The organism is Flavobacterium sp. (assembly GCF_036782315.1).
Classification (GTDB): domain Bacteria; phylum Bacteroidota; class Bacteroidia; order Flavobacteriales; family Flavobacteriaceae; genus Flavobacterium.
Map to the genome: position 1 here is coordinate 75,289 of NZ_DAIPZK010000002.1, position 24,431 is coordinate 99,719.

The 24,431-nt window shown below is 31.3% G+C and carries 26 protein-coding genes; 16 read left to right on the top strand and 10 right to left on the bottom strand.

Annotated elements, in window-relative coordinates:
* The first annotated feature begins 4 nt into the window (after positions 1-4).
* Entirely contained in the window at positions 5-202 is a 198-nt protein-coding gene (locus V7P59_RS02165; RefSeq protein WP_333808233.1) for a hypothetical protein, read from the top strand.
* A 24-nt stretch (positions 203-226) separates the two neighbouring features.
* The gene (locus V7P59_RS02170; protein ID WP_333808235.1) at positions 227-562 is read left to right on the top strand and encodes a hypothetical protein; all 336 of its coding nucleotides are present in this window, start codon (positions 227-229) and stop codon (positions 560-562) included.
* Between the two features lie 31 nt (positions 563-593).
* Here the strand turns inward: V7P59_RS02170 and V7P59_RS02175 are convergent, their stop codons facing one another.
* From V7P59_RS02175 to V7P59_RS02205, 7 genes are all read right to left on the bottom strand, one after another.
* Positions 594-1,187, bottom strand: a complete 594-nt coding sequence (locus tag V7P59_RS02175; RefSeq protein WP_333808236.1) for a thioredoxin family protein — start codon at positions 1,185-1,187, stop codon at positions 594-596.
* Positions 1,188-1,191: 4 nt separating this feature from the next.
* The gene (locus V7P59_RS02180) at positions 1,192-1,680 is read right to left on the bottom strand and encodes a TlpA family protein disulfide reductase (RefSeq protein ID WP_333808238.1); all 489 of its coding nucleotides are present in this window, start codon (positions 1,678-1,680) and stop codon (positions 1,192-1,194) included.
* Between the two features lie 62 nt (positions 1,681-1,742).
* On the bottom strand, positions 1,743-2,507 hold the full coding sequence (locus V7P59_RS02185; protein ID WP_333808241.1) for a LytR/AlgR family response regulator transcription factor: 765 nt from the start codon (positions 2,505-2,507) through the stop codon (positions 1,743-1,745).
* A 70-nt stretch (positions 2,508-2,577) separates the two neighbouring features.
* The gene (locus V7P59_RS02190; protein ID WP_333808243.1) at positions 2,578-2,946 is read right to left on the bottom strand and encodes a 2TM domain-containing protein; all 369 of its coding nucleotides are present in this window, start codon (positions 2,944-2,946) and stop codon (positions 2,578-2,580) included.
* Between the two features lie 23 nt (positions 2,947-2,969).
* Positions 2,970-4,313: a 2TM domain-containing protein gene (locus V7P59_RS02195; protein WP_333808245.1), complete on the bottom strand. Its 1,344-nt coding sequence runs from the start codon at positions 4,311-4,313 to the stop codon at positions 2,970-2,972.
* Positions 4,314-4,321: 8 nt separating this feature from the next.
* Positions 4,322-4,945, bottom strand: a complete 624-nt coding sequence (locus V7P59_RS02200; RefSeq protein ID WP_333808247.1) for a hypothetical protein — start codon at positions 4,943-4,945, stop codon at positions 4,322-4,324.
* A 299-nt stretch (positions 4,946-5,244) separates the two neighbouring features.
* Complete coding sequence (locus V7P59_RS02205; RefSeq protein WP_333808249.1) at positions 5,245-7,383, bottom strand: TonB-dependent receptor; 2,139 nt, start codon at positions 7,381-7,383, stop codon at positions 5,245-5,247.
* A 131-nt stretch (positions 7,384-7,514) separates the two neighbouring features.
* Between V7P59_RS02205 and V7P59_RS02210 the strand changes: the two genes are divergently transcribed.
* The 14 genes from V7P59_RS02210 (at position 7,515) to V7P59_RS02275 (ending at position 21,535) form a co-directional block, all read left to right on the top strand.
* Positions 7,515-8,429: a glutaminase gene (locus V7P59_RS02210; protein ID WP_333808251.1), complete on the top strand. Its 915-nt coding sequence runs from the start codon at positions 7,515-7,517 to the stop codon at positions 8,427-8,429.
* 10 nt (positions 8,430-8,439) lie between these two features.
* A complete protein-coding gene (locus V7P59_RS02215; RefSeq protein WP_333808253.1) occupies positions 8,440-9,327 on the top strand; it encodes a tetratricopeptide repeat protein in 888 nt (295 codons plus the stop codon).
* Between the two features lie 81 nt (positions 9,328-9,408).
* A complete protein-coding gene (locus tag V7P59_RS02220; RefSeq protein ID WP_333808254.1) occupies positions 9,409-9,960 on the top strand; it encodes an IS1096 element passenger TnpR family protein in 552 nt (183 codons plus the stop codon).
* A 149-nt stretch (positions 9,961-10,109) separates the two neighbouring features.
* Positions 10,110-11,168 (top strand): nucleoid-associated protein, encoded by a 1,059-nt coding sequence (locus V7P59_RS02225; RefSeq protein WP_291110598.1) that lies wholly within the window; start codon positions 10,110-10,112, stop codon positions 11,166-11,168.
* A gap of 57 nt (positions 11,169-11,225) precedes the next feature.
* On the top strand, positions 11,226-11,660 hold the full coding sequence (locus tag V7P59_RS02230) for a hypothetical protein (RefSeq protein ID WP_333808257.1): 435 nt from the start codon (positions 11,226-11,228) through the stop codon (positions 11,658-11,660).
* Positions 11,661-11,819: 159 nt separating this feature from the next.
* Complete coding sequence (locus tag V7P59_RS02235; RefSeq protein WP_333808259.1) at positions 11,820-12,479, top strand: TetR family transcriptional regulator C-terminal domain-containing protein; 660 nt, start codon at positions 11,820-11,822, stop codon at positions 12,477-12,479.
* Positions 12,480-12,578: 99 nt separating this feature from the next.
* Positions 12,579-13,889, top strand: coding sequence for an ABC1 kinase family protein (locus V7P59_RS02240; RefSeq protein ID WP_333808261.1), 1,311 nt, complete (start codon positions 12,579-12,581; stop codon positions 13,887-13,889).
* A 132-nt stretch (positions 13,890-14,021) separates the two neighbouring features.
* The gene (locus V7P59_RS02245; protein WP_333808262.1) at positions 14,022-14,918 is read left to right on the top strand and encodes an ABC transporter ATP-binding protein; all 897 of its coding nucleotides are present in this window, start codon (positions 14,022-14,024) and stop codon (positions 14,916-14,918) included.
* A 7-nt stretch (positions 14,919-14,925) separates the two neighbouring features.
* Positions 14,926-15,777, top strand: coding sequence for an ABC transporter permease (locus V7P59_RS02250; RefSeq protein WP_333808264.1), 852 nt, complete (start codon positions 14,926-14,928; stop codon positions 15,775-15,777).
* 16 nt (positions 15,778-15,793) lie between these two features.
* The gene (locus V7P59_RS02255) at positions 15,794-17,812 is read left to right on the top strand and encodes a choice-of-anchor L domain-containing protein (RefSeq protein ID WP_333808266.1); all 2,019 of its coding nucleotides are present in this window, start codon (positions 15,794-15,796) and stop codon (positions 17,810-17,812) included.
* A 44-nt stretch (positions 17,813-17,856) separates the two neighbouring features.
* On the top strand, positions 17,857-18,867 hold the full coding sequence (locus V7P59_RS02260; protein ID WP_333808268.1) for a DHH family phosphoesterase: 1,011 nt from the start codon (positions 17,857-17,859) through the stop codon (positions 18,865-18,867).
* A gap of 2 nt (positions 18,868-18,869) precedes the next feature.
* A complete protein-coding gene (gldI, locus tag V7P59_RS02265) occupies positions 18,870-19,427 on the top strand; it encodes a gliding motility-associated peptidyl-prolyl isomerase GldI (protein WP_333808270.1) in 558 nt (185 codons plus the stop codon).
* Positions 19,428-19,433: 6 nt separating this feature from the next.
* Complete coding sequence (locus V7P59_RS02270; protein WP_333808272.1) at positions 19,434-20,513, top strand: peptidylprolyl isomerase; 1,080 nt, start codon at positions 19,434-19,436, stop codon at positions 20,511-20,513.
* A gap of 8 nt (positions 20,514-20,521) precedes the next feature.
* Positions 20,522-21,535, top strand: coding sequence for a peptidylprolyl isomerase (locus V7P59_RS02275; RefSeq protein WP_442902409.1), 1,014 nt, complete (start codon positions 20,522-20,524; stop codon positions 21,533-21,535).
* A gap of 44 nt (positions 21,536-21,579) precedes the next feature.
* Here V7P59_RS02275 and V7P59_RS02280 read toward each other — a convergent pair whose 3' ends face one another.
* The 3 genes from V7P59_RS02280 to rpsT all read right to left on the bottom strand — a co-directional run bounded on the left by V7P59_RS02280 (position 21,580) and on the right by rpsT (position 24,256).
* Positions 21,580-22,014: a hypothetical protein gene (locus tag V7P59_RS02280; protein WP_333808274.1), complete on the bottom strand. Its 435-nt coding sequence runs from the start codon at positions 22,012-22,014 to the stop codon at positions 21,580-21,582.
* 45 nt (positions 22,015-22,059) lie between these two features.
* On the bottom strand, positions 22,060-23,859 hold the full coding sequence (gene typA / locus V7P59_RS02285) for a translational GTPase TypA (protein WP_333808276.1): 1,800 nt from the start codon (positions 23,857-23,859) through the stop codon (positions 22,060-22,062).
* Positions 23,860-24,004: 145 nt separating this feature from the next.
* Complete coding sequence (gene rpsT, locus V7P59_RS02290) at positions 24,005-24,256, bottom strand: 30S ribosomal protein S20 (protein ID WP_333808278.1); 252 nt, start codon at positions 24,254-24,256, stop codon at positions 24,005-24,007.
* Between the last annotated feature and the right edge of the window lie 175 nt (positions 24,257-24,431).

The following is a 24,431-nucleotide window of genomic DNA, read 5'->3' on the forward strand; positions in this document are numbered from 1 at the left end:
TACATTGAAAGCTCAACATAGAGAAATTATTATTTTCTTTAATGATTCTACTTCTTTGGAAGGTTTTGGAGAAGTACGAAAAAACAAAATCTATTTCAAATTAGAACAAAATGATAAACTTTCCGAATGGGATTATTTATCTGTAAGAGCAATTCATTTTGTAGGTTATGGTTTTATTGAGAAATATGAATATGTAAAATAAGACAAATACAATAAACCTAAAATAATGGAACTTTTAGAGGAAGGAAATGTTAACTTATATGCTTTTTCTGAAATTGTAACTAAAATTTATCTTCCAGATATAAATTTTCCTAATAACCCAAACGCATTTCCTGCACCTGTTTACAAAACTGGATTCCAAGTAGAATATTTTATTAAAAGACCAAACGAAGATGTTGCAACTGATATAGTTTTTAGTTTTAAAAGAAGAGCTATCCGATATTTTTCAGATTGTCCAGAATTAATAGAAAAAATAAACAATAAGACTTTCACATCGGCAAATATTCCAGAAATAGTAACTTTTTACAATGATTATTGTAATGATGAGCTTTTAAGAGATTAAAAAAGGCGAAACAAATGTTTCGCCTTTTTTATTACTTTTTAACCTTAATAGTACAACCAATTGCTTTAGTTGTATTTGGAGTTGGTTCTTCACCTTTTTCCAAAGCTGCAATAGCGTTTTCTAAATATTTTTCTTTCACCTGAGAAGCATCTTCAACATTATCATCGATTGCACCAATGTATTTCACTACTAAATTTTTGTCTAATAAAAATACGTGTGGTGTTTTTGTTGCTCCATATTGCGGATAAATTTTCTGACCTTCATCAAACAAATAAGGGAACGTAAACTTCTTCTCTTTGGCTCTTTTTTGCATCAATTCAAAACTATCTTCTGGTTGCGCTGCAGGATCATTTGGGTTAATTGCTAACAGAACATAACCTTTTGATTTGTATTTCTTAGCTAAATCGATAATTCGATCTTCATATTTTACAGCAAACGGACAATGATTACAGGTAAACACTACGATAAATCCTTTAGCATCTTTGTAATCTGCCATACTATACATTTTATTGTCAACCGATTTTAATTTGAAATCAGTAGCCTTATCTCCTACTTTATATCCTGTAGGATTCGTAAAGCTCATTAAGACGCCCATTAATAAGGCAAAAAATCCAATTCTCTTCATAGTATTAATTTAATTTGGTTAGTGATTCATTTACAAACTGATTTAATTCTTCAAACGAAGCAAATTCTTGTTCTACAAAAATGCCTTTATTTCCATTGATTATCCAAGTAGCAGGAATAGAACCTGACCAATTTCCATCGACTTTTGAAATCCAATTGTTGAATTTTTTATCCGCCATGTAAGTTGTTACAAAAGTGTAATTCTTCTTTTTCAAAAACGGTTTCAATTTACTTTCGACTTGTTTTTCGAAATCTAAACTTACCGTTACGACTTTTACATTTGGATTTTCTTGATGTAATTTTTGAAAATACGGCAATTCCTTTACACAAGGAGCACACCAAGTGGCCCAAAAATTAATCACCAAAGGTTTCTCGGAATTATTTTGAATGTAACTATTCAATTCGTCAAAGTTTTGAAACGTAATTAAGTTTTGAGCTTTTGCAGAAAAACTCAAAAAGAAAAGGAAAAGCGCTATTAAACGGAAATATCTCATCTACTTTTTTATCAAAAATAGTGAGATATTCATTTTGTTTGTTGTTAATTAACAATTCTTTATCAACCGATCCACTCTTTAAAATCGCCAACACGTTCTCTTGCTACAATAACCTCATCTTCTTTGTACGTTGGGAGAATAATTTTTAATCTTGAATTGGAATATACTTGAATTTCCTTTACTGCTTTCAATGGAATAATAAATTTTCGGCTTATGCGATAAAAGTCTTTTGGATTGATTTCGGTTTCCACAACTTCTAAAGTAGAATCAATTAGATAATCTCTATTGTCTAAAGTATGAATATAAGTTCCTTTGTTTTCGCTGTAAAAACATTCGACTTCATCAATAGAAATAACTTTTAACTGTTGCCCAATTTTCACTGAAAAACGCTTTTTGTATTCCTTTTCCACTGGGTTGACTAACATACGCTTAATCGCTTCAAAATCTAAACTTGAAATTGTACCGAAGTTTCGGGATTGAAATTGAGTTTTGAATTTTGTAATCGCAATTGAAAGTTCTTCCTCATCTATTGGTTTCAATAAATAATCAATACTATTTAACTTGAAAGCTCGTAATGCGTATTCATCATAAGCGGTTGTGAAAATCACGGCACTTTTGATGTCAATTTGTTCAAATATCTCAAACGACAAACCATCAGACAATTGAATGTCTAAAAAAATCAAATCAGGATGTGGATTATTTTGAAACCATGAAATAGCTTCTTCCACTGAATGCAACATCGTATTTACTTGCAAACCTAATTTCTCCACCTTGCGTTGTAACAATCGTGCGGCTGGTTTTTCGTCTTCGATAATTATTATATTCATTGTTTTTTTTCAGGTTTTAAATTTCTGGTTCTTTTGTTGTCTGTTAACTGTTATTGAAAACTGCGACTAATCATTCCCATTTATTCGCTTTTTCTTTCTCCATAAATTCTTTAATCTTACGTTCTTCCCAGTTTTGTCCCATGAGGAAATCAGGTAAAAATACTGACAATCCGTGTGCTAACAATCCTAATCCCCAAAAGAAAGCGGTGAAGAAATTATGTGCTTGAAAATAACTTTCGCCTTCTTTTAAATTTTGAATATTAATAATCACAATCATTATATTGATAACCACATAAACGACTGCGTGCGTATAAAACCCTTTTATTTTCTTTACTCTTTTAACCGCTTGATAATATCTTGCTTCTTCGGCATTGGATGGAACAAAATTTTTAAACGCTTCTTTATCCATACCACTATGAATTCTATCTTGTAAACTCATGATTGCTTATTTTTAAAATTTAATTATTCCCATTTGTTGTTTTTCTCTTGACCTTTTTTCAAAATTTCCTGGATTTTACGCTCTTCCCAAGAACTTCCGTAACCAAAAACTCGGAAAGCGTGAAAAACTAATCCCATTCCCCAACCTAACATCGGAAACCAAAACCATTGAAATCCGGAAAAAGTTCTAAAATTGATAAACACTAAAACCGGAATTACGATGCAATAAGAAATTAAACTTCCGTAAAACTCTTTTATTTCTTTGACTCTTCTTGAAGCTCTGTCATAAGCCGTTTGTTCGTTATAATTATATGTTGTTTCCATAACACTTATTTGTTTGGTTAAAATCGGTAGTAATACCTTGAATTCTTTTTCGTTTTCTTCTACCAATACTTTTCTATTGGTTAATATGCCGTAGCGATTGACAATATTTTGTAATCCTACACCTTTTCGGTCAGATAACACTTCTTTCTTTTGAAGATTGTTAGACACAACTAACTGATTATTTTCAATACTAATTTTGATGTGTAGTGGTTTTGCTTCGCTAACTACGTTATGCTTAATACAATTTTCCAACAATAATTGTAATGATAGTGGAACCACTTTTGCTTCTTCGTTATCGAAACCTTCTGGCATTTCAAATGTAATGCTATTTTCAAATCGCATTTTTAGTAAATTCATGTAGGTTTTGGCAAATTGTAATTCTTCTGCCACGGAAACCAATTCTTTATCTTTTTGCTCCAAAACATAACGATAAATCTTGGATAGCGAAGTTGTAAATTTTTGAGCACTTTCTGGATTTTCTTCAATTAAAGAACTTAACACATTCAAACTATTAAAAAGAAAATGTGGATCGATTTGATTTTTTAAACTTTCAAACTGTGCCGAAGCCGTTCCTGCAATAATTTTTTGCTCTTTTAGTTTATTTTCCTGATAGGCTTTGTAAAAATAAAAAGCATGAATTGCTAATGTTATAACAAATGTTATGACAATTGAAATTATGTAATTAGAAGGTTTTTCATTTGCTAAAAACGCTTGAATAGTTTGTCCTTCGATAAGTACGTCTTCAACAATTCTGAGTAAAAAGATTACTAATACTGAAACAATAAAAGAAAGAACAAAACCTGTAATTATTCTATTTCTTGAAAATCTATCTGCTTGATAAACATCATCTAACTTTACAAAAACAACTGCATTCGCATAATAAAGTGCATAACCGTAAAGCATGGTATAGAAAAACTGCCAAGCTAGTCCTTGATTTAATGCAACAGAACCTCCCGAAAGTACTCTTATAATGAGTAAGACTATAAACACTATTAACATTATAAAAGTAGCTCTCGGAAATTGTTTTATTAGTTTATCAATCATAATTGATTTTATTTACATTTTTTTAATTCATCATTTGCTCTATCTAATCCCCAACTTGGATGAAAAGCCGATTCAGGTTTAAAAGTAGCAAAAAGTTCGATAGATTTTTCAATTTGAACACACATAGGTTGTGTATCTTGACCAAAATATTGTGCCATACCTTTTTCAAATGAGGCTTTTTGAAACACCACTCTCGGATTTTCGGGAGCAATTTTGTATGCTTTATTTAAAATATAAAGTACATCTCCTGACAATCTTTGCCCATTTGTCATAGGATCATAAACAATCCAAGCAGTGTGAATCATAGCTTGTAGCACTAAAACTTCTGGATGATCTTTAGCTAATTCGTTACAAACATCTTGCGCTTTTTGAGCTGTTTTTAATAAAGATTCCATTTTCGTTTTGTCTTTTTCACCAAATGCTTGCGTTGTAGTAATGAAAGCAACGTAGTAATTTGGTAACCAATTTGTTTTTTCAACTAAAGCTATTCGCTCTAATTGAGCAACCGCATCTTTGGAATTTCCATCTTTCCAAGTTTGTAGGGCTTTACCCATTCCTTGTTCAAATTGTGTTTGTGCTGTTACAATTGAAGCGACAAACATTGCGATGATAGTGATTAATTTTGTACTCATAATTTTTATAGTTTTAATTGGTTTTTCAAAGAGCTTCACCAAGATTTTTTAATTTTTATTGCGTTGATTAGAAATTCTCAGAGACGCTTTGCTTTTTTTGATTAATGCTCTTTTTTTGACTTTAACTTTGATCTTGTTTTTGTTCTTGCGCTTGAACTATCTTATTTTGATGATTCAAATTTCCGTTAGTTTTTCTTCTTTTAAAATTGATAGTTACCGAACTGTTGATTTTTAATGATGAATTGTAGTGTAGTGAATAATTTTTTATTTCTAGCGTCAGCAAACACCCATTATTCAACCTACAAATTATTTAAATTGTTTGTTTTCTTATTGTCACTAATTGTCCAAAAGAATCCCACAAATATGAAACGACTAGCAGGTTGTGTTATAGCTTGACGTTGAAATTGTCCAGAAACATCTGGTGAATTAGCATATTGGTATCCAAACACATTTTCGGTTCCTAACAAATTAGTAACAGATAAAAAAAGTATCTTTTGTTGAGAAACTAAATAAGCCCAACTCAAACTTAAATTATTGAATGATTTTGTTCTTTCAGACATAAACTCTGCAACATTTGGGTTGTCATAAGGTCTACCTGAATTAAAAGAATAAGTGGCACTAATTTGAGATCTCCATTTACTTAAAAAATACTTAGTTACTATGGAAAAATTATGATTTGCCACAAATGAAGGCGTTACTTGTGATTCATAATTTCTAAAATTGCGTTTAGAATCAATAAACGAATAAGAAATCCAATATTCTAATTTTTTAATAGTGTTACTATCTCTCCAAAACAAATCCAATCCTTTGGCATAACCAAATCCATTGTTATTATAATTACTATCAAAATTAGCTTGTGTTCCATCGTATTTTACTAAATTTTTATAATCTTTAAAATAAGCTTCCGCACGAAACATTCTTCCGTCTTTATTATACATGTAATTTAAAATATAATGTGAAGTGGTTTCGTAATCTAAATTGGAATTAAATTTCAAATAATCTTGACGTGCTGTCTGATTGAAATTCCCATAAGCTAATGAAAACTGGCTATTTTCAGCTACTTTATAAGCAAAAGAAATTCTTGGCTCAACTGTAAATTCATCAACAATAGAAGCATTTGAAGAACGTAATCCAAGATTAAAAGCTATTTTTCTTGATAATAAGATTTCAGCTTCAGAGAAGAATGCAATAGTATTATTTTGATATCCATAACCAAAAACATTAAAATTCTCATCAAAATTTGTATGGAATAAATCGGCACCAATACTCAATTTAAATCGGTTTGAAAATGAATTTCTTAATTTAAATTTAGTATGTAATGTTCGTTCATTGTTTGCAACTTTATCAGCTGAAATTCCAATTTTATTTTGCGCATAACCATAACTAAATCCGGTTTGAAGCTGTAAATTATCATTCAAAAATCCTCTATATGAAGTGTTGAAATAGAAGTTGTTATTTTGCAAATCAAAACGAATTTTATCCTCAAAATTGATGTCTTTCTGATTCAAATCAAATGTAGAATAATCAAAAGCACCATAAACTTTTAAAATTCCACTTTTAAATTTATAACGAAAAATACTTTCACCTGAAAGCGACTGAAATGGTTTATTCCAATCTAAGTTTTGAGGAACAATTTTTTGATAAGGTGCTAAATTGATGTAACTCGTATTAAATGTAAAAGAACTTTTTTCCCATTTATTAGTTTTACCTAATCCGACACCCACTGTCATAATCGAAATATCTGTTTGATTTTGAGTAGGTTCATCAATAGTATTTAGTAATAAAACACTCGATAGAGCATCGCCAAATTCAGCACTATAACCACCTGTTGAAAATGTAATGCCACTAAACAAAAAAGGTGAAAATCTTCCTCTTGTTGGTACATTATTAGCACTTGCTCCATATGGTTGTCCTGCACGAATCCCGTCAACATAGGTTTGAGTTTCGTCCGCTTCTCCCCCACGAACAAACAATCTACCGCTTTCTCCCACAGTTTGGGTTCCAGGCAAAGTTTCTAATGCTGCAATAATATTTCCCGCCGAACCAGCTGTGGTTACAATATCCATTGCCTTTAGCGCTGTTGCTTTACTATTATCGCCAGCTTTAAAAGTTCCTGCGGTTACTTCCACAACATTTAATGTGTTCAAACTCTCTTTAATTGTAAAAACTTTTGATTGAAATTTATCAACAACAAAATCATAAATTAAAGTTTCATAAGATAAAAAACTTATTTGTAATTTCTGATTTCCCGAAACTGTTGTCGTAAAACTAAAATTCCCCATTTCATCTGTAGTAGTTCCATCATATGTGCCAATAATAAAAACATTAGCGCCTAAAACTGGAAGTCCTTGTTCATCAACAATTTGCCCTTTGATTTCAGTTTGTGCAAAAGAAATTAGAGAAGTTAGTCCGATTAAAAATGTTAGAATTGTTTTCATTTTATTTTATTTTGATGAAACAAAATTGTAACAGAAAACATTCCTATAAAATTGAAACTAACTGAACTGTCATTTTTTGAGGATGAATTGTACCTTATCTATTTTTAATTACTTTTACCAAAATTAGTTACATGGCATACCAATATATTTTAGACGGAATTTATAATGAAGTCATCCAAATTGAAAACACTGGAAAAGTAGCAGATTACATTCCGGAATTGGCTAAAATTGATGCTAATAAATTCGGAATTGCTTTGGTTGACAAACATCAAAACGTATTTACAAAAGGCGATGCTTTGGAGAAATTTTCAATTCAAAGTATTTCAAAAGTAATTACGACTTCACTTATCTTTTCTAAAATTGGAAACGAGTTATGGGAACGCGTTGGTTATGAACCATCAGGAAATTCGTTTAATTCACTAGTGCAATTGGAAAATGAAAATGGCATTCCAAGAAATCCATTCATCAATGCTGGCGCTTTAGTTATTGCCGATTTAATGTTAGACCATTTTGAAAATCCAAAAGCATTTCTTCTTGATTTCGTGAGAGAACTGACCGAAAATCCAAACATCAATTACAACGAAAATGTTGCACAATCCGAAAAAGCTTTTGGATATAGAAATGCTGCATTGGTCAACTTTATCAAATCCTTTGGCAACATCAAAAACGAACCTGAAGCGGTTTTAGATTTTTATTATCATCAATGCTCCATTGAAATGACCTGCGTTGATTTAGCGAAGTGTTTTCAAGTATTTGCAAATAATGGTATAATTCCAAAAAGCGATAAAAAATTCCTATCCACCAGCAAATGCAAACGCATGAACGCCTTAATGCAAATGTGTGGATTTTACGACCAAGCGGGCGAATTTACGTTTAAAGTTGGGCTTCCTGGAAAAAGTGGTGTTGGTGGTGGCGTGGTTGCGGTTTTCCCAAATCATTATACCGTAGCCGTTTGGAGTCCGAGATTAAACAAAAAAGGAAATTCGTTTTATGGCTTAGAAACGTTAGAGCGATTGACGACTGAAACTTCATTATCCATATTTTAAACTAAAAAAAATGAACAAAGTAATTTTACTCCTTTTAATCTTACCAATTACATTAATTGGGCAAAATTTTAAAAACCAATTTCAATCTAAATTCAATAATGAAGATTATAATGCGAAAGAAGTCAAAGAAATTCTTGAAAAATGGGAAAAAAGCAATAAAAATGATGTGGAGTATTTCATAGCCGCCTTTAATTTTTATTTCAGAGAATCACAACAAGAATTACTTCAATTGTCAAAAGAAGAGCCTACAAAAAATCAAGACGCATTGGTTTTAACTGATTCTTTAGGAAACAAATCAGGATACCTACATTCTTATGTCTCCAAAAATGATTCTTTATTTGCCATTTCACAAAATATTATCGATAAAGCTATTGCACTATATCCGAATCGACTAGATTTACGTTTTGGTAAGATTCACACCTTAGGTGAATTTGAAAAATTTGATTTATTCAGTAACCAAATACTAAATACAATTGATCACTCAAATAAAATCAAGCACAAATGGTTGTGGTCAAATGATAAGACTTTAGATGACCCTGAAAATTTCTTTATTGATGCTATTCAAGGGTATCAAAACAAACTTTTCCAAGCCGAATCTGATGAAAATTTAAAAAAAGTAGCCAAAAAAATGTATGATACTTTCCCTAACGATTTATATGTAATTTCAAGTTACGGCGTAACATTTTTAATTGAAAATAAAAATAAAGAAGCATTAGAACTTTATTTAAAAGCAGAAAAAATAAATCCAGATGATAGCATTGTACTGAGTAATATCGGATTGATTTACGAACGTCTTTCTGATAAAAAAAATGCTGTAAAATATTATCAAAAAATTGAAAAGGTTGGTGATGAACAATCTAAGGAAATGGCTAGAAAAAAAATCAACGACCTAAAATAAAATATTATCAACAAATCGCAAAAGCAAAAAAGTTTCTCGTAAATAATAATTACTTTTGCTGTTCTTAAAATTTCAAAGATTATGATTTACAAATTCCGAGTTATTCTCGATGCTGAAGAAGATATTTTTAGAGATATTGCCATTGAAAGCGACAACACCTTAGAAGATTTACACAATGCTATCGTAAACGCTTTTGGCTTTGATGGAACAGAAACAGGTTCGTTCTTTACTTGTGAAGACGACTGGACTTGGAACGAAGAAGATGAAATCCCAATGTTTGACACTGGCGAAGTTCCGGGGGAAATGAAAACAATGGCCGATTTTAAAATTGAAGATTTAATGCACAAAGACAATACTAAAATGGTCTATGTGTATGATTTCTTTAGCATGTGGACATTCTTCGTGGAATTAGCAGCAATTGAAGAAGAAAAAGAAGCAGGCGAAACATATCCCGCTTTATTATTTTCTCATGGCGAATTACCAGCTGAAGCAGGTCAAAGCGGATTAAGAGGCGATTTATCAGATGATGATATTTACGGTGACTTTGAAGATGATTTCGATGATGATGATTTCGACATGTTTGATGGCGACGACAGCTTCGAAGACATGGGATTTGAAGAGAACTGGAATTAATTAGCCAATGTGCTAATGTGGCAATGTGCCAATAATCTAATGTGCCAATATGCCAATACAACAATGAGCCTATTACACTAGATTAATTTCTAATTCTCTAATCACTAAATTGACACATTGACTAATTCACTAATTGACACATTAAAAAAATGATCAACTTATTTAACGCACATATCGAAAACCTATCGATTCATAGAGTAGGAAACAAAAGTAGAAACGAAGCTATTTTCTTATCTGAAAATCCATACGGATTGAATGATGAAATCATGCCTTTGTTAAAGGAATTTTTCTTCAAACCTTTTAGAGAAAAAGAGGAAAACTACTTTCAGTTTGCTCATGAAGTAGATTTAGAATATAACGAAATGTACAATTTTGCTACCGAAGTTTTCAATAACCCAAGCGAAATTCATAACGTTTCAAAAAAAATCACGAAACACCTTTTCGAGCAATCAAATCATCCGCATATTAAAAACGGAGAAGTGTATGTAGCTTATTTTACGCATGTTTCTATTGATAATAATGTAGTAGATGCCATCGGAGTTTTCAAAAGTGAAGTACAAACCGATTTCTTACAATTTGAAGAAAACGGAAACAACTTAGAAATGATTTTACAACAAGGAATCAACTTGAATAAGTTGGACAAAGGTTGTATCATTTTCAACTACAAAAAAGAAGAAGGTTACAAAATTTTAACCGTAGATAGCAACCGTTACGATGCGCGTTATTGGTTAGAACATTTCTTATCAGTTGATGCGTTTCAAGATGAAAACTTCATGACAAAGAAATACTTAAAATTCTGTCAAGAGTTTGCTAAAGAAGTAGTTTTACCAGCCGAAGACAAGCAACAAGAAGTATTGTTCATGAACCGTGCTATCAATCACTTTGCAAAAAATGATGAGTTTGAAGAAACGGCTTTCCTAAACGAAGTAATGCAAAATCCAGAATTCATTCCAGAATTCAAAAATTATAAAGTAGACAAAGGTGCAAAATACAGCATTGAAGATGTTTCAAGTTTTCCTATTGCAAATGCTGCTGTTACTGATGTGCGTCGTACCTTAAAAAACACGATTCAATTGGACACCAACATCCAAATCAAATTGGATTTCATCAATCCAGAAAGTGCGGAGAAATTCGTTGAAAAAGGTTGGGACGAAGAAAAACAAATGTATTATTACTTAGTTTACTTTAACAAAGAGCAGAAATCGTAAGGTATTTTTATTTAAAAGCTAAGTATAAATTATAAACCAAACTTCAAAATCTAAAAAATGGATAACGAATTAAGAAAAAATGTTCGTTTACGATGGTTCGAAAGTCTTTTTGAGTTATCTCATTATGAGTTTCAGAAAAAAGTTTGGATTGATGCTGGAATTGAAAATCACGTAAGTGATTATTCAGAAGCAATTTGCAAATATTTTGATGATTTAGATTTATGCAATGGATTATTAAAATTCCGAGACGAAGGGTTTATTACAGAAATTGAAGCTGAAATTTTTATCGATTTTCACAATAAATTAGAAGAATTTGTTGATGATCCAGAAAAAAACAATTTCAGTGATATTATGATTTTACAAGATTCAAAATGGATAAACTTGACAAATTTAGCAAAAGATAAATGGCTTAAACTAAAAGAAAATTTGATTCAAGAAGAAGAGATTAATTACATTTCTAAATTAGAAAATAAATTCAAACAATTCCTCTAAAAACTACATAAGTTATTTTAGATAACACTATTCAATAAAAAGCCTCAATTACAGCAATGTACTTGAGGTTTTTTTTGAAAGAACTTTAACAAAATATTTTGTTTAACTTTTTTGATTTTAAATTAAACATTATCTATCTTTGATAAAATTTAAAAAGTCATGGCAAAGAAGAAAGAGATTACTAATCAAGATATTTTAGGTTTCTACATTGATTATTTTTTAGAAAATAACAAAGCGCCACATTCAGTATATAAATTTGCGAAGCAGTACAACTTTGAAGAAGCTGTATTTTATGCGAATTTTTCATCTTTTGAACAAATTGAAAAAACATTCTTCACTTCATTATTTCAGCAAACAATGAGTTTGTTAGAAAAAAGCGAAGATTTCGAATCGTATGATGCTAGAACTAAATTATTAAGTTTTTATTTCACCTATTTTGAAATGCTAACAGCAAACAGAAGTTTTTCGGTAGCGCTTTTGAAAGAAGACAAAAACAAATTGAAAAGTTTGTCAAAATTGAGCGAATTAAGAAAAAGTTTCAAACAATTTTACGACAACTTAGACATTGAAAAAATCGATTTAAAACAAGAAAAGTTAATCGAAATTCAAGATAAAACCATGAGCGAAATGGCTTGGTTACAATTCTTATTCACTTTAAAATTTTGGATAGAAGACACTTCGCTATCTTTTGAAAAAACCGATATTTTCATTGAAAAATCAGTCAATACCAGTTTTGATTTGATGGATACTACTCCATTCAAAAGCCTAATCGATTTTGGAAAATTTATGTGGCACGAAAGAGGCTCATTTAAAATGTAAGCGAAAACCATATGAAATCGCAACAAATTAATATTTGCGAAAGCAAATTCCAAAAAAAAGCGATTCCATTTTTTACCGCTGAAAAATAAAATAAAAAAAATGAAAACAATCGATAGTATCCCAACATCAAAAATCCAACGCGCTTCCAAGCTAATTCAAACCGGAGCCAAAGTCGGTGTGAATTATCTCAAATATTACGGAGATAAAATCACCAAATCCGAAGAAGAAGCAAAAGAATCACTCAACAAAAACAACGCTGCCGACATTTACGACAGTTTAAAGCAACTGAAAGGAAGTGCTTTGAAAGTCGCACAAATGTTGAGTATGGATAAAAATATATTACCAAGAGCTTACGTGGAAAAATTCTCATTGGCGCAGTTTTCTGTTCCGCCCTTGTCTGCTCCTTTGGTGAACAAAACCTTTAAAAATTATTTTGGTAAACAACCAAATGAAATATACGATACCTTCAATGCCACTTCTATAAATGCGGCTAGCATTGGTCAAGTACACCAAGCTACCAAGGATGGGAAAAAACTTGCTGTGAAAATTCAATATCCAGGAGTGGCAGAAAGTATTAGTTCGGATTTGGCTTTAGTTAAACCAATTGCCATCAAAATGTTCAACATTAAAGGAAAAGATTCGGATAAATATTTTAAGGAAGTTGAAGATAAATTGATTGAAGAAACCAATTATATCAACGAAGTAAAACAAAGCATGGAAATGGCCGAAGCTTGCCAAAACATTCCAAATTTAATTTTCCCAAAGTACTATCCAGAATGGTCTTCGGAGAAAATCATTACGATGGATTGGATGACGGGCGAACATTTATCAGAATTCACCGCTCACAATACCGATGTTGAGAAATCGAATATTTTAGGTCAAACGCTTTGGGATTTCTATATGTTTCAAATGCACAATTTGAGAAAAGTCCATGCTGATCCACATCCAGGAAACTTCTTAATTACTAAAGACACGAAATTAGTAGCTTTAGATTTTGGTTGTATCAAAGAAGTTCCAAATGATTTTTATGTACCGTATTTCGAATTAGCGAAAAAAGAAAACTTGAACAATCCAGAATTCTTCCAATCGAAATTATACGAATTAGAAATTTTAAGAAAAGAAGACACAAAAGAAGAAATTGAATTCTTCACCGAAATGTTTCATGAATTATTAAGTTTGTTTGCACGACCTTTCCATGTTGAAGAATTTGATTTTTCAGACGAAGAATTTTTCGGTCAAATTGCCGATTTAGGAGAACGCTATTCCAAAAACACCGAATTACGCAACATGAACGGAAATCGCGGTTCAAAGCATTTCATTTACATCAACAGAACTTTCTTTGGCTTGTACAATTTAATGCATGATTTAAAAGCTACAAATGTGAAAATCAACAACTTTATTCAATATTAATTTTGCCCCAAAAAAATACCTTTAAATCCCTAGTCGAGCCATAAGATTAGGGATTTTTTATTGACATTCACTCCAATACGTAACAAAAGTAAAATTCGTTCGTCTTATCTTTAAATCAAAAAACGAACAAACTTGGAAACCATTTTAAAAATATCGAATCTCAATAAGATTTTCAATAAACACTTGCATGCCGTTAAAAATGTTTCTTTCGAAATCAAGAAAGGAAATGTTTACGGAATTTTGGGTCCAAACGGCTCAGGAAAATCAACTACTTTAGGAATTGTATTAAACGTTGTCAATAAAACTTCGGGTGATTTTGAATGGTTTGGAGGAAAAGTCGCTACGCATGACGCTTTGAAAAAAGTAGGCGCCATCATCGAAAGACCCAACTTTTATCCATACATGACAGCCAAAGAAAATTTGGAATTAGTATGTAAAATCAAAGGAACATCATTTTCAAAAGTGGATGAAAAATTAGAATTAGTTGGACTTTTAGAACGTAAAAACGACAAATTCAGAACCTATTCGTTAGGAATGAAACAACGTTTAGCCATAGCTTCTGCCCTATTAAACGACCCAGAAATATTAATCTTAGACGAACCTACAAACGGTTTAGACCCTCAAGGAATTCGTCAAATTAGAGATATTATCAAAGTAATTGCATCACAAGGAACGACCATTTTATTGGCTTCGCATTTGTTAGACGAAGTGGAAAAAGTTTGTAGTCATGTGGTAGTTTTAAGAAAAGGCGAAATGTTGTATCAAGGAACCGTTCACAACATGATAGAGAACAATAGCTTCTTCGAACTTAAATCAAACGACATTGTGCGATTAAAAACCGTTTTAGACCAACAAACTTTTGTAGAAAACACGGTTGAAGAAGACGGAAAACTATTAGTGCATTTAAAACAAGACATTGCCGCTCAAGATTTGAATTCGTATTTGTTTGAGCAAAACATTGTTTTAGAACACCTAGTAAAAAGAAAAAACAGCCTAGAAGAACAATTCCTTGAATTAACAAAAAACTAACCATCCGATGAAAAGATTACTTTCTATAGAATTTCAAAAAATTTGGAAAAACAAAGCCAGTCGTATTTTAGTATTAACCTACTTTATATTGCTAAGTTTTATTGCTTTAATTGCTTCAATTAAATTCAGCATTGGTACTTTCGAAATCAGAATTGCCGATCAAGGAATTTTCAATTTCCCCTATATTTGGCATTTCAACACTTATGTTGCGGCTTTTTTTAAAATATTTTTAGCCATTGTTATTGTTTCCATGATGGCAAATGAATACACTTACGGTACGCTAAAACAAAACCTAATTGACGGATTAAGCAAAAAAGAATTTATACTTTCAAAATTTTTAGTTGTTGCCAGTTTTGCCGTAGCTTCAACAATCTTCGTGTTTATAATGTCATTAATTTTAGGTTACTCCTTCTCTTCTTACAATGAACTATCAATCGTTTTTACAGATTTAGAATATTTATTAGCTTTTTTTATCAAACTTTTTGCGTTTTTCTCTTTCTGTTTGTTCTTAGGAATTCTTGTGAAACGAAGTGCTTTTGCTTTAGGATTTTTGTTTGTTTGGTTTGTAGGTGAAAACATTTTTTATTGGTTAGTTAAATTTGTAATCTTAGGAGGTGATGACAAACACAAAAACTTCGGAGATACTATTATTCAGTACTTCCCAATAGAAGCAATGAGTAATTTAATCAAAGAACCCATTACACGATTAAGTGCTATTAAAACTATTGAAAATGCTGTTGGAGGAGCTCAAACAGTTAAAGATTACAGCATTCATTTTTCACAAGTAAGTATTGTTTTAATTTGGACTTTTATATTTATTTTAACATCCTATTACATCCTTAAAAAGCGCGATTTGTAGTATCTTTGCCGATGCTATGAGTAGATTTAAATACACTATTTTCGCTTTATTATTTGGGCTTGGAATTCAATTTGGAAATGCTCAAAATATTTCGGTAAGTGAAAATTTCACCCCACAAGAATTAGTTGAAGATATTTTAATTAATAGCCCCTGTGCTCGTGTATTTAATGTTAGTGTATCAGGAGGTAATTTTGCATCTGGTGAAAAAAGCTATGGCTATTTTGATGCTACAGGGACTACATTCCCTTTTCAAAACGGGATCATTCTTTCTACAGGAAAAATCAACAATGCACCAGGACCTAACAGTTATTTATCTGATGATGGAGGTGGTATGGGCTGGAATGGCGATTCCGATTTGAATCAGGCATTAGGACTTAGTAATACTTATAACGCTACCGTTTTAGAATTTGATTTTATCCCACTAGACAACAATATTAGTTTTGATTATATTTTTTCGTCAGAGCAATATTTATCAAATCCAATGTCAAATCAATGTAGTTACACCGACGGATTTGCTTTTCTACTGAGAAGAAATGGAGATACGAATTACCAAAACTTAGCAGTAGTTCCAAATACAAATATTCCTGTAAAAGTAAATACTGTTAGAGGTTCAGGAACTATTTGTCCACCAGCTAATGAGGCTTACTTTGATGCTTTCAACGGAACAAATCATCCTACAAATTTTAATGGACAAACAAAAGTTTTAACGGCTACATCAAACGTTATTCCCGGAGAAACCTATCATATTAAACTGGTAATTGCAGATGAAGGAAATTACCGTTATGATTCTGCTATTTTTCTTGGTGGAGGAAGTTTTAATTTTGGAATCAATATTGGTAATGATCGATTAATTGCTAACGGAAATCATTTATGCAACGGAGAATCATTACTTGTCAATGCCACACAAACAGGTGCAATTGGATATAAATGGTATAAAAATGATGTTGAGATTACAGGAGCTACAAATGCTACTTACAATGTTACTTCAGCAGGAGATTATAAAGTTGAAATTGATTTTGGACTTTCATGCAAACCCGAAGGAACTATCAAAATTGAATATGCAGAAGCATTGATAATCAATCAAAATTCATTTACAGAATGTGATGCTGATAACAATCAAGATGGGAAAACAGTTTTTAACTTAGATGCTATTAAAAATCAATTGTTTACAAATTTACCATCCAACTATAATGTTTCTTTTTTTGAAACGCAAACGAGCACCACTGCTTTACCTTCAAATTACACTAATACAACAGCATATAGTCAACCCATTTATGCTAGAATCACAAATGTTCAAAGATGTTATACTGACTTTCCAGTTTATTTAACAGTAACTACTTTCAATGAAATCTTAGTAGATGAAACAGTTGGTCTTTGTGAAAGTTCCAATTTAATTTTAGATGCTGGAAGCGGTTTTTCTTCTTACGAATGGAATACAAATCCACCACAATTTACCCAACAAATTATGGTAAATTCCGGCGGAACTTACACTGTAACTTTAACAAATGCTTCTAATTGTTCTAAAACAAAAACCTTTACCGTTGAACCTTCAGGAATTGCAACCATTGACAATATTATCATTAATGATTTTCAAGAAAACAATTCGGCTGTAATTCAAATTTCAGCTTTAAGTTTAGGTGATTACGAATATTCATTAGACGGAATCAACTATCAAAACTCAAATACATTTACTAATTTACCAGAAGGAGAATACATTGTTTATGTACAAGACAAAAAAGGTTGTGGAATTATTTTCGAAACCTTTTACATCTTAGATTATCCGAAATATTTTACTCCAAATGGCGATGGATACAACGATACTTGGTTCATTAAAAATCTTAGTAAACGTAATCTTGAAAATAGCATCATTACCATTTTTGACCGTTACGGAAAATTGTTAAAGCAATTCAAAGCGAATGCAGATACTTGGAATGGAACTTTCAATGGTGAAATTCTTCCCTCTTCTGATTATTGGTTTACAATCGAATTAACTAACGGAAAAACTATTAAAGGGCATTTTGCACTAAAACGTTAGGCATAATAATTGCAGAATAGCTTACAAAATAATATATTCGCACTATGATGCAAATACACGAAATTGAAGCTATAAAATCGCTTTTAGCTACGCCAAAAAAAATCACAATTATCCCGCATAGAAATCCAGATGGAGATGCTATGGGATCAACATTGGCTTTATATCACACGTTAATACAATTACAACACGATGTTGTGGTAATGGCACCAAATGAATTTCCAGACTTTTTAGCATGGCTACCCGAAAGTGAAAAAATTTTAATTTTTGAAAGAAGTTTTGATACTTGTAAAACTATTTTAGAAAAATCGGAATTGATTTTTACTTTAGATTTTAATGCCCTTCACAGAACGGGCGACCAAATGGAAAATGTATTAAAAACATTAACAGTCCCAAGTGTAATGATAGACCATCATCAAGCACCAGATGATTATGCTACTTATACTTTTTCAGATACTGCTTATGGTTCTACTTGCGAGATGGTATATGATTTTATCTATCAATTAGGATACGAAAACTTAATCAATACAACCGTTGCTACTTGTTTATATACTGGAATTGTTACTGATTCAGGAAGCTTTCGTTTTCCAAAAACAACTAGCAAAACTCATAAATGTGTGGCCGATTTAATTGATCGAGGCATTAATAATAGTGAAATTCACAATTTACTTTTTGATAATTCTTCTTACAACCGTTTATTGTTGTTAGGAAAAGCACTACAAAACTTAAAAATGCTTCCTGAATACAAAACAACATACATTACGTTAACGCAAGATGAATTAAATGAATTTGGACATCAAAAAGGGGATACAGAAGGGATTGTAAATTATGGTTTAAGTATCAAAGGAATTGATTTTACAGCCATTTTTATTGAAAACAAAGAAGAAGGAATTATCAAAATTTCCTTCCGTTCTCAAGGTGATTTTGATGTAAATCAATTTGCAAGAAATCATTTCAATGGCGGTGGACACATTAATGCTGCTGGAGGAAAATCTTTTTCAAATTTAGACGAAACGATACAACAATTTATTGCTATTTTAGCAAAAGAAAAAAAATAATCATGAAAATCAAAAGCCTATTCCTATTTGGAGTTATATTGTTTTTTGGAAGTTGCTCGCAACAGCAACAAGCAAGAGAACCTATAACCCATTCATCTGGAACTTTCATAAAAGAATCTATCGAACGTAATAAAGTTTTAATTGCAGATGAAGAAGATTTAATCGCTGAAATCATTAAAAACGATTCCCTTAAAACTTATATTGCTTCTAATAAAGGATATTGGTATAAATATGAAACCAAAGTAGATGAAACTACTCCAACACCTAAAAGAGGTGATATTGCTTTTTTTGATTACGAAATAAAAAATTTAAAAAACAGAATTATCTACACAATGGCGGAAACAAAACCACAAACCTATTATGTAGACAAAGAAAATATCATGATGGGATTACGTGACGGAATCAAGCTTATGAAAAAAGGAGAAACCGTTACGTTTTTATTTCCTTCTCATATGGCTTATGGTTATCATGGCGATGATAAAAAAATTGGAACAAATGAACCTTTAATTTGCACCGTAAGTTTAAACGATATTAAAGTAGATACACAAGCTAAAAATTAAACAAAAATGAAGATTACCTCAATTTTACTTCTAAGTATTGCAACATTTTTTGCTTCATGCTCAAAATCATATGATAACCTAAAAGAAGGTTTGTATGCTGACATTGAAACTGCAAAAGGAAACATGATTGTAAAGTTAGAATTTGAAAAAGCACCAAATACTGTAGCTAACTTTGTAACTTTAGCAGAAGGGAAAAACCCTTTTGTTAGCGAAGAATTCAAAGGAAAACCATTTTATGATGGATTAAAATTTCACCGCGTAATTGCTGATTTCATGATTCAAGGTGGTGACCCAAATGGAGATGGTTCTGGTGGACCAGGTTATAAATTTAAAGATGAGTTTCATCCTGATTTAAAACATTCAAAAGCCGGAATTTTATCTATGGCTAATGCCGGACCTAGTACTAATGGAAGTCAATTCTTTATAACTCATAAAGAAACTCCTTGGCTAGATAATATGCATACGGTTTTTGGAGAAGTTGTAGAAGGATTAGAAGTAATTAATACTATTGAAACTGATGATATTATTGAAAAAATTACCATTATTAGAATTGGTGATGCAGCAAAAAAATTCGATGCCTTAAAAATATTCAAAGACTATTATTCTACTGTGGCAAAAGAAATAAAAGAAGCAGAAGAAAAAACACAAAAAATCATCGAGAATAAAGTAAAAGAGATTACAACCCTAAAAGCTACTGGAACAAAAACTAAATCGGGTTTAATTTATCAATATATTAAAAAAGGAAATGGTAAAAAACCAACCTCTGGAACTCAAGTTATTATTCATTATGCAGGTTATTTAGAAAATGGCCAACTTTTTGATACAAGTTATGAAGAAGTAGCTAAACTATACGGAAAATTTGATCAAAACAGAGCTAATCAAAACGGATATGCTGGATATCCTGCAACAATTGGAAGCTTACCTTTTATCCCAGGATTCAATGAAGGTATTGAAATGATGAACTACGGAGATAAAGTAATGTTATACATTCCATCAAATTTAGCTTACGGACAGCAAGGTGCTGGAAATGCAATTCCGCCTAATGCTAATATTGTTTTTGAAGTAGAATTATTAGAAATTAAATAAAATTATAGATGAAGAATATTTTTAAAATTGTAGCCATCACATTATTCGCTTCTACATTTATGTTTGCTCAAGCGAAAAAACAAGAAGGCATATTTGCCGAATTCAACACTTCAAAAGGCAAAATCGTTACTATATTGGAATACAAAAAAACTCCAGTAACTGTAGCTAATTTTATTTCGCTTGCTGAAGGGAAAAATCCAAAAGCAGATCAAAAATTTAAAGGTAAACCATATTATAACGGTTTAAAATTTCACCGAGTAATAGCTGATTTTATGATTCAAGGTGGATGTCCTGATGGAACTGGCGCTAGTGGTCCTGGTTATAAATTTGATGATGAAATTGTAGCCGATTTAAAGCATTCTGGAAAAGGAATTTTATCAATGGCTAATGCAGGACCAGCTACAAATGGAAGTCAATTTTTTATTACTCATAAAGCAACTCCATGGTTAGATGGAAAACATACTGTTTTTGGGCATGTAGTTAGCGGACAAGAAGTAGTGGATAAAATTGCACAAGACGATGTGATTACCACTGTAAAAATTATTAGAGTGGGTAAAGAAGCTAATAATTTTAATGCTGAAAAAATCTTTTCTGATTACTTTGCTAAAAAAGAAGTGGCCGACAAATTAGCTGCTGAAAAACAAAGAGAAGCAAAAGAAAAAGCTTTAAAAGAATTTGCAAATGGAACTACAACTCCAAGTGGGCTAAAATATATCGTTTTACAAGAAGGTACTGGAAATAAACCTCTTGCTACAAGTAACGTAAAAGTACATTACACTGGAATGTTTTTAGATGGAAAAATATTTGATAGTAGTGTTCAAAGAGGTGAAACAATTGATTTTGGCTTGAATCAAGTTATTAAAGGTTGGACAGAAGGAGTTCAATTAATGTCCGAAGGTTCAAAATATAAATTCTACATCCCTTCAAACTTAGCTTATGGTGAAAGAGGTGCTGGCGGAGTAATTCCACCAAATGCCGATTTAATTTTTGAAGTTGAATTGATAAAAATAAATCAACAATAAAATAAAAAGCCGCTAATTTTTAAGTTAGCGGCTTTTTTATTTTATTAAAATTTCCAATCAAAATCATCTTCTTTTTCTTTGAAAACAGCTCCAAGTTCTATCTTGACAATTTCGTTATAATCTACGTGAAAAAACAACCAATTTTCCTCGTTGAAATAACTCACTATTCCTTCAATGGTATCACTTTCAAAAGATTTAACTTTATTTTTTTCTAACATAGAATAAACCTCACTCCAATTTTTACCAATTAAAGCAGTATTAAACAACTTAACAATTGGATTAGATGTTGTCATATAACCTAACCTAAAATCTTCTTCTTTATAGAATGTTAAACGAAGTTTTCTTGAGTTATACATTAAAACAACATTTTCGTCTTCGTCTTTATAACTTGAATCGGGTTTACCCAAAATTTTAATTACATCTTGCTCTTTCATTCCAAAAAGCAAATTGTCGATTCCGTATTTTAATTTTATTTCCATTCTTTATAATGCTAAAAAATCCCGACTTTCATCGGGATTTAAAATTTATGCGATTTTAAAACGTTTTCTATCGTTTTCATTCAAATAAATTTTACGCAAACGTAACGATTTTGGTGTTACCTCAACATACTCATCTTTTTGAATGTATTCTAATGCTTCTTCTAATGAGAATTTAATAGCAGGAACAATTCTTGTTTTGTCATCCGCACCAGCAGAACGGAAATTCGTTAACTGCTTCGTTTTCGTGATATTGATTACCATATCATCTCCACGAGAATTCTCTCCAACCACTTGACCTTCGTATACATCTTCATTTGGATCAACAAAGAATCTACCTCTATCTTGTAATTTATTAATTGAATAAGGAATGGCTTTACCATTTTCCATAGAAATTAACGAACCATTGATACGACCCGCAATTTCACCTTTGTATGGTTGATACTCAATAAAACGGTGCGACATAATAGCTTCACCAGCCGTAGCGGTTAATAATTGATTTCTCAATCCAATAATTCCACGAGAAGGAATATTAAATTTGATAATCATACGATCACCTTTTGGCTCCATTGATAACATTTCACCTTTACGAACTGTAACAAACTCAACAGCTCTTCCTGAAAGATTTTCAGGCAAATCGATAGTTAATTCTTCAATTGGTTCACATTTAACACCATCAATTTCTTTAATAATAACTTGTGGTTGACCAATTTGTAACTCGTATCCTTCTCTTCTCATGGTTTCAATTAAAACCGATAAGTGGAGAACTCCACGACCAAAAACCATAAATTTATCAGCCGAATTTGTTTCTTGAACACGAAGTGCTAAATTTTTCTCTAATTCTTTTTCCAAACGTTCTTTTACGTGACGTGAAGTTACAAATTTACCTTCTTTACCGAAGAAAGGTGAATCGTTAATCGTAAACAACATACTCATTGTTGGCTCGTCAATAGCAATAGTTTCTAATGCTTCTGGATTTTCAAAATCAGCAACAGTGTCCCCAATTTCAAAACCTTCTAAACCAACTAAAGCACAAATATCTCCCGCTACAACTTCCTCTACTTTTTTACGTCCAAGACCTTCGAAAGTATGTAATTCTTTAATTTTTGATTTGATGATTTTTCCATCACGTTTTACTAAGGAAACATTCATTCCTTCACGTAAAACTCCTCTTTGTAAACGTCCGATTGCAATACGACCCGTAAATGAAGAGAAATCTAGAGATGTAATCAACATTTGAGGCGTTCCTTCAGAGACTTTAGGAGCTGGAATATTTTCTAAAACCATATCTAATAATGGCTCAATATTTTCAGTTTGATTTTTCCAATCGTCAGACATCCAGTTATTTTTAGCCGAACCATAAACGGTTGGGAAATCTAACTGCCATTCTTCAGCACCCAATTCAAACATTAAGTCAAAAACTTTTTCATGAACCTCTTCTGGAGTACAGTTTTCTTTATCTACTTTATTAATAACCACACATGGTTTTAATCCTAAGTCAATTGCTTTTTGTAATACGAAACGCGTTTGAGGCATTGGTCCTTCAAAAGCATCTACTAAAAGACAAACACCATCTGCCATATTAAGTACACGCTCTACTTCACCACCAAAATCGGCGTGACCTGGAGTGTCAATAATATTGATTTTTGTTCCTTTATAAGTTACAGAAACATTCTTAGAAGTAATAGTAATTCCTCTTTCACGCTCTAAGTCATTATTATCTAAGATCAAATCTCCAGTATTTTCGTTTTCACGAAATAACTGACAGTGGTACATAATTTTATCAACCAAAGTAGTTTTACCGTGGTCAACGTGTGCAATAATTGCGATGTTTCTAATAGAAGTCATTTACTTGTTTTTTTGAAGGTGCAAAGGTAATGTTTATTTTTAGAAAAATACTATAGTAATCAATACTTTAGTAGAAATAACATAATAATAACGTATAAAAAAAGCCCTCGAATTGAGAGCTTTAGTATATTTTACTAACATTAGATTACAAAGAAGCTACGTGCTTAGTTAATTTTGATTTTAAGTTAGAAGCTTTATTATCATGAATGATATTTTTCTTAGCTAATTTATCAATCATAGAAATAACAGTTGATAATTTTGCAGTAGCTTCAGCTTTGTCAGTAGCTAAACGAATAGCTTTAATAGCGTTACGAGTAGTTTTGTGTTGGTATCTATTTAATACTCTTTTTTTCTCGTTACTTCTAATTCTCTTTAAAGCAGATTTATGATTTGCCATTTTGTTCTTTTTTTAATTGTAATAATTGTTATAAACTATTAGTTAAAAAAGAAAAACCTCCCACATTCGCCAAGGCAAACACTTTGGTTTTAACTAATAAAATAAAGAATGAGACACTACCCTTTATTTTATAAAACTATTTCACAACTAATTTTGTAGCCCGTAGGGGAATCGA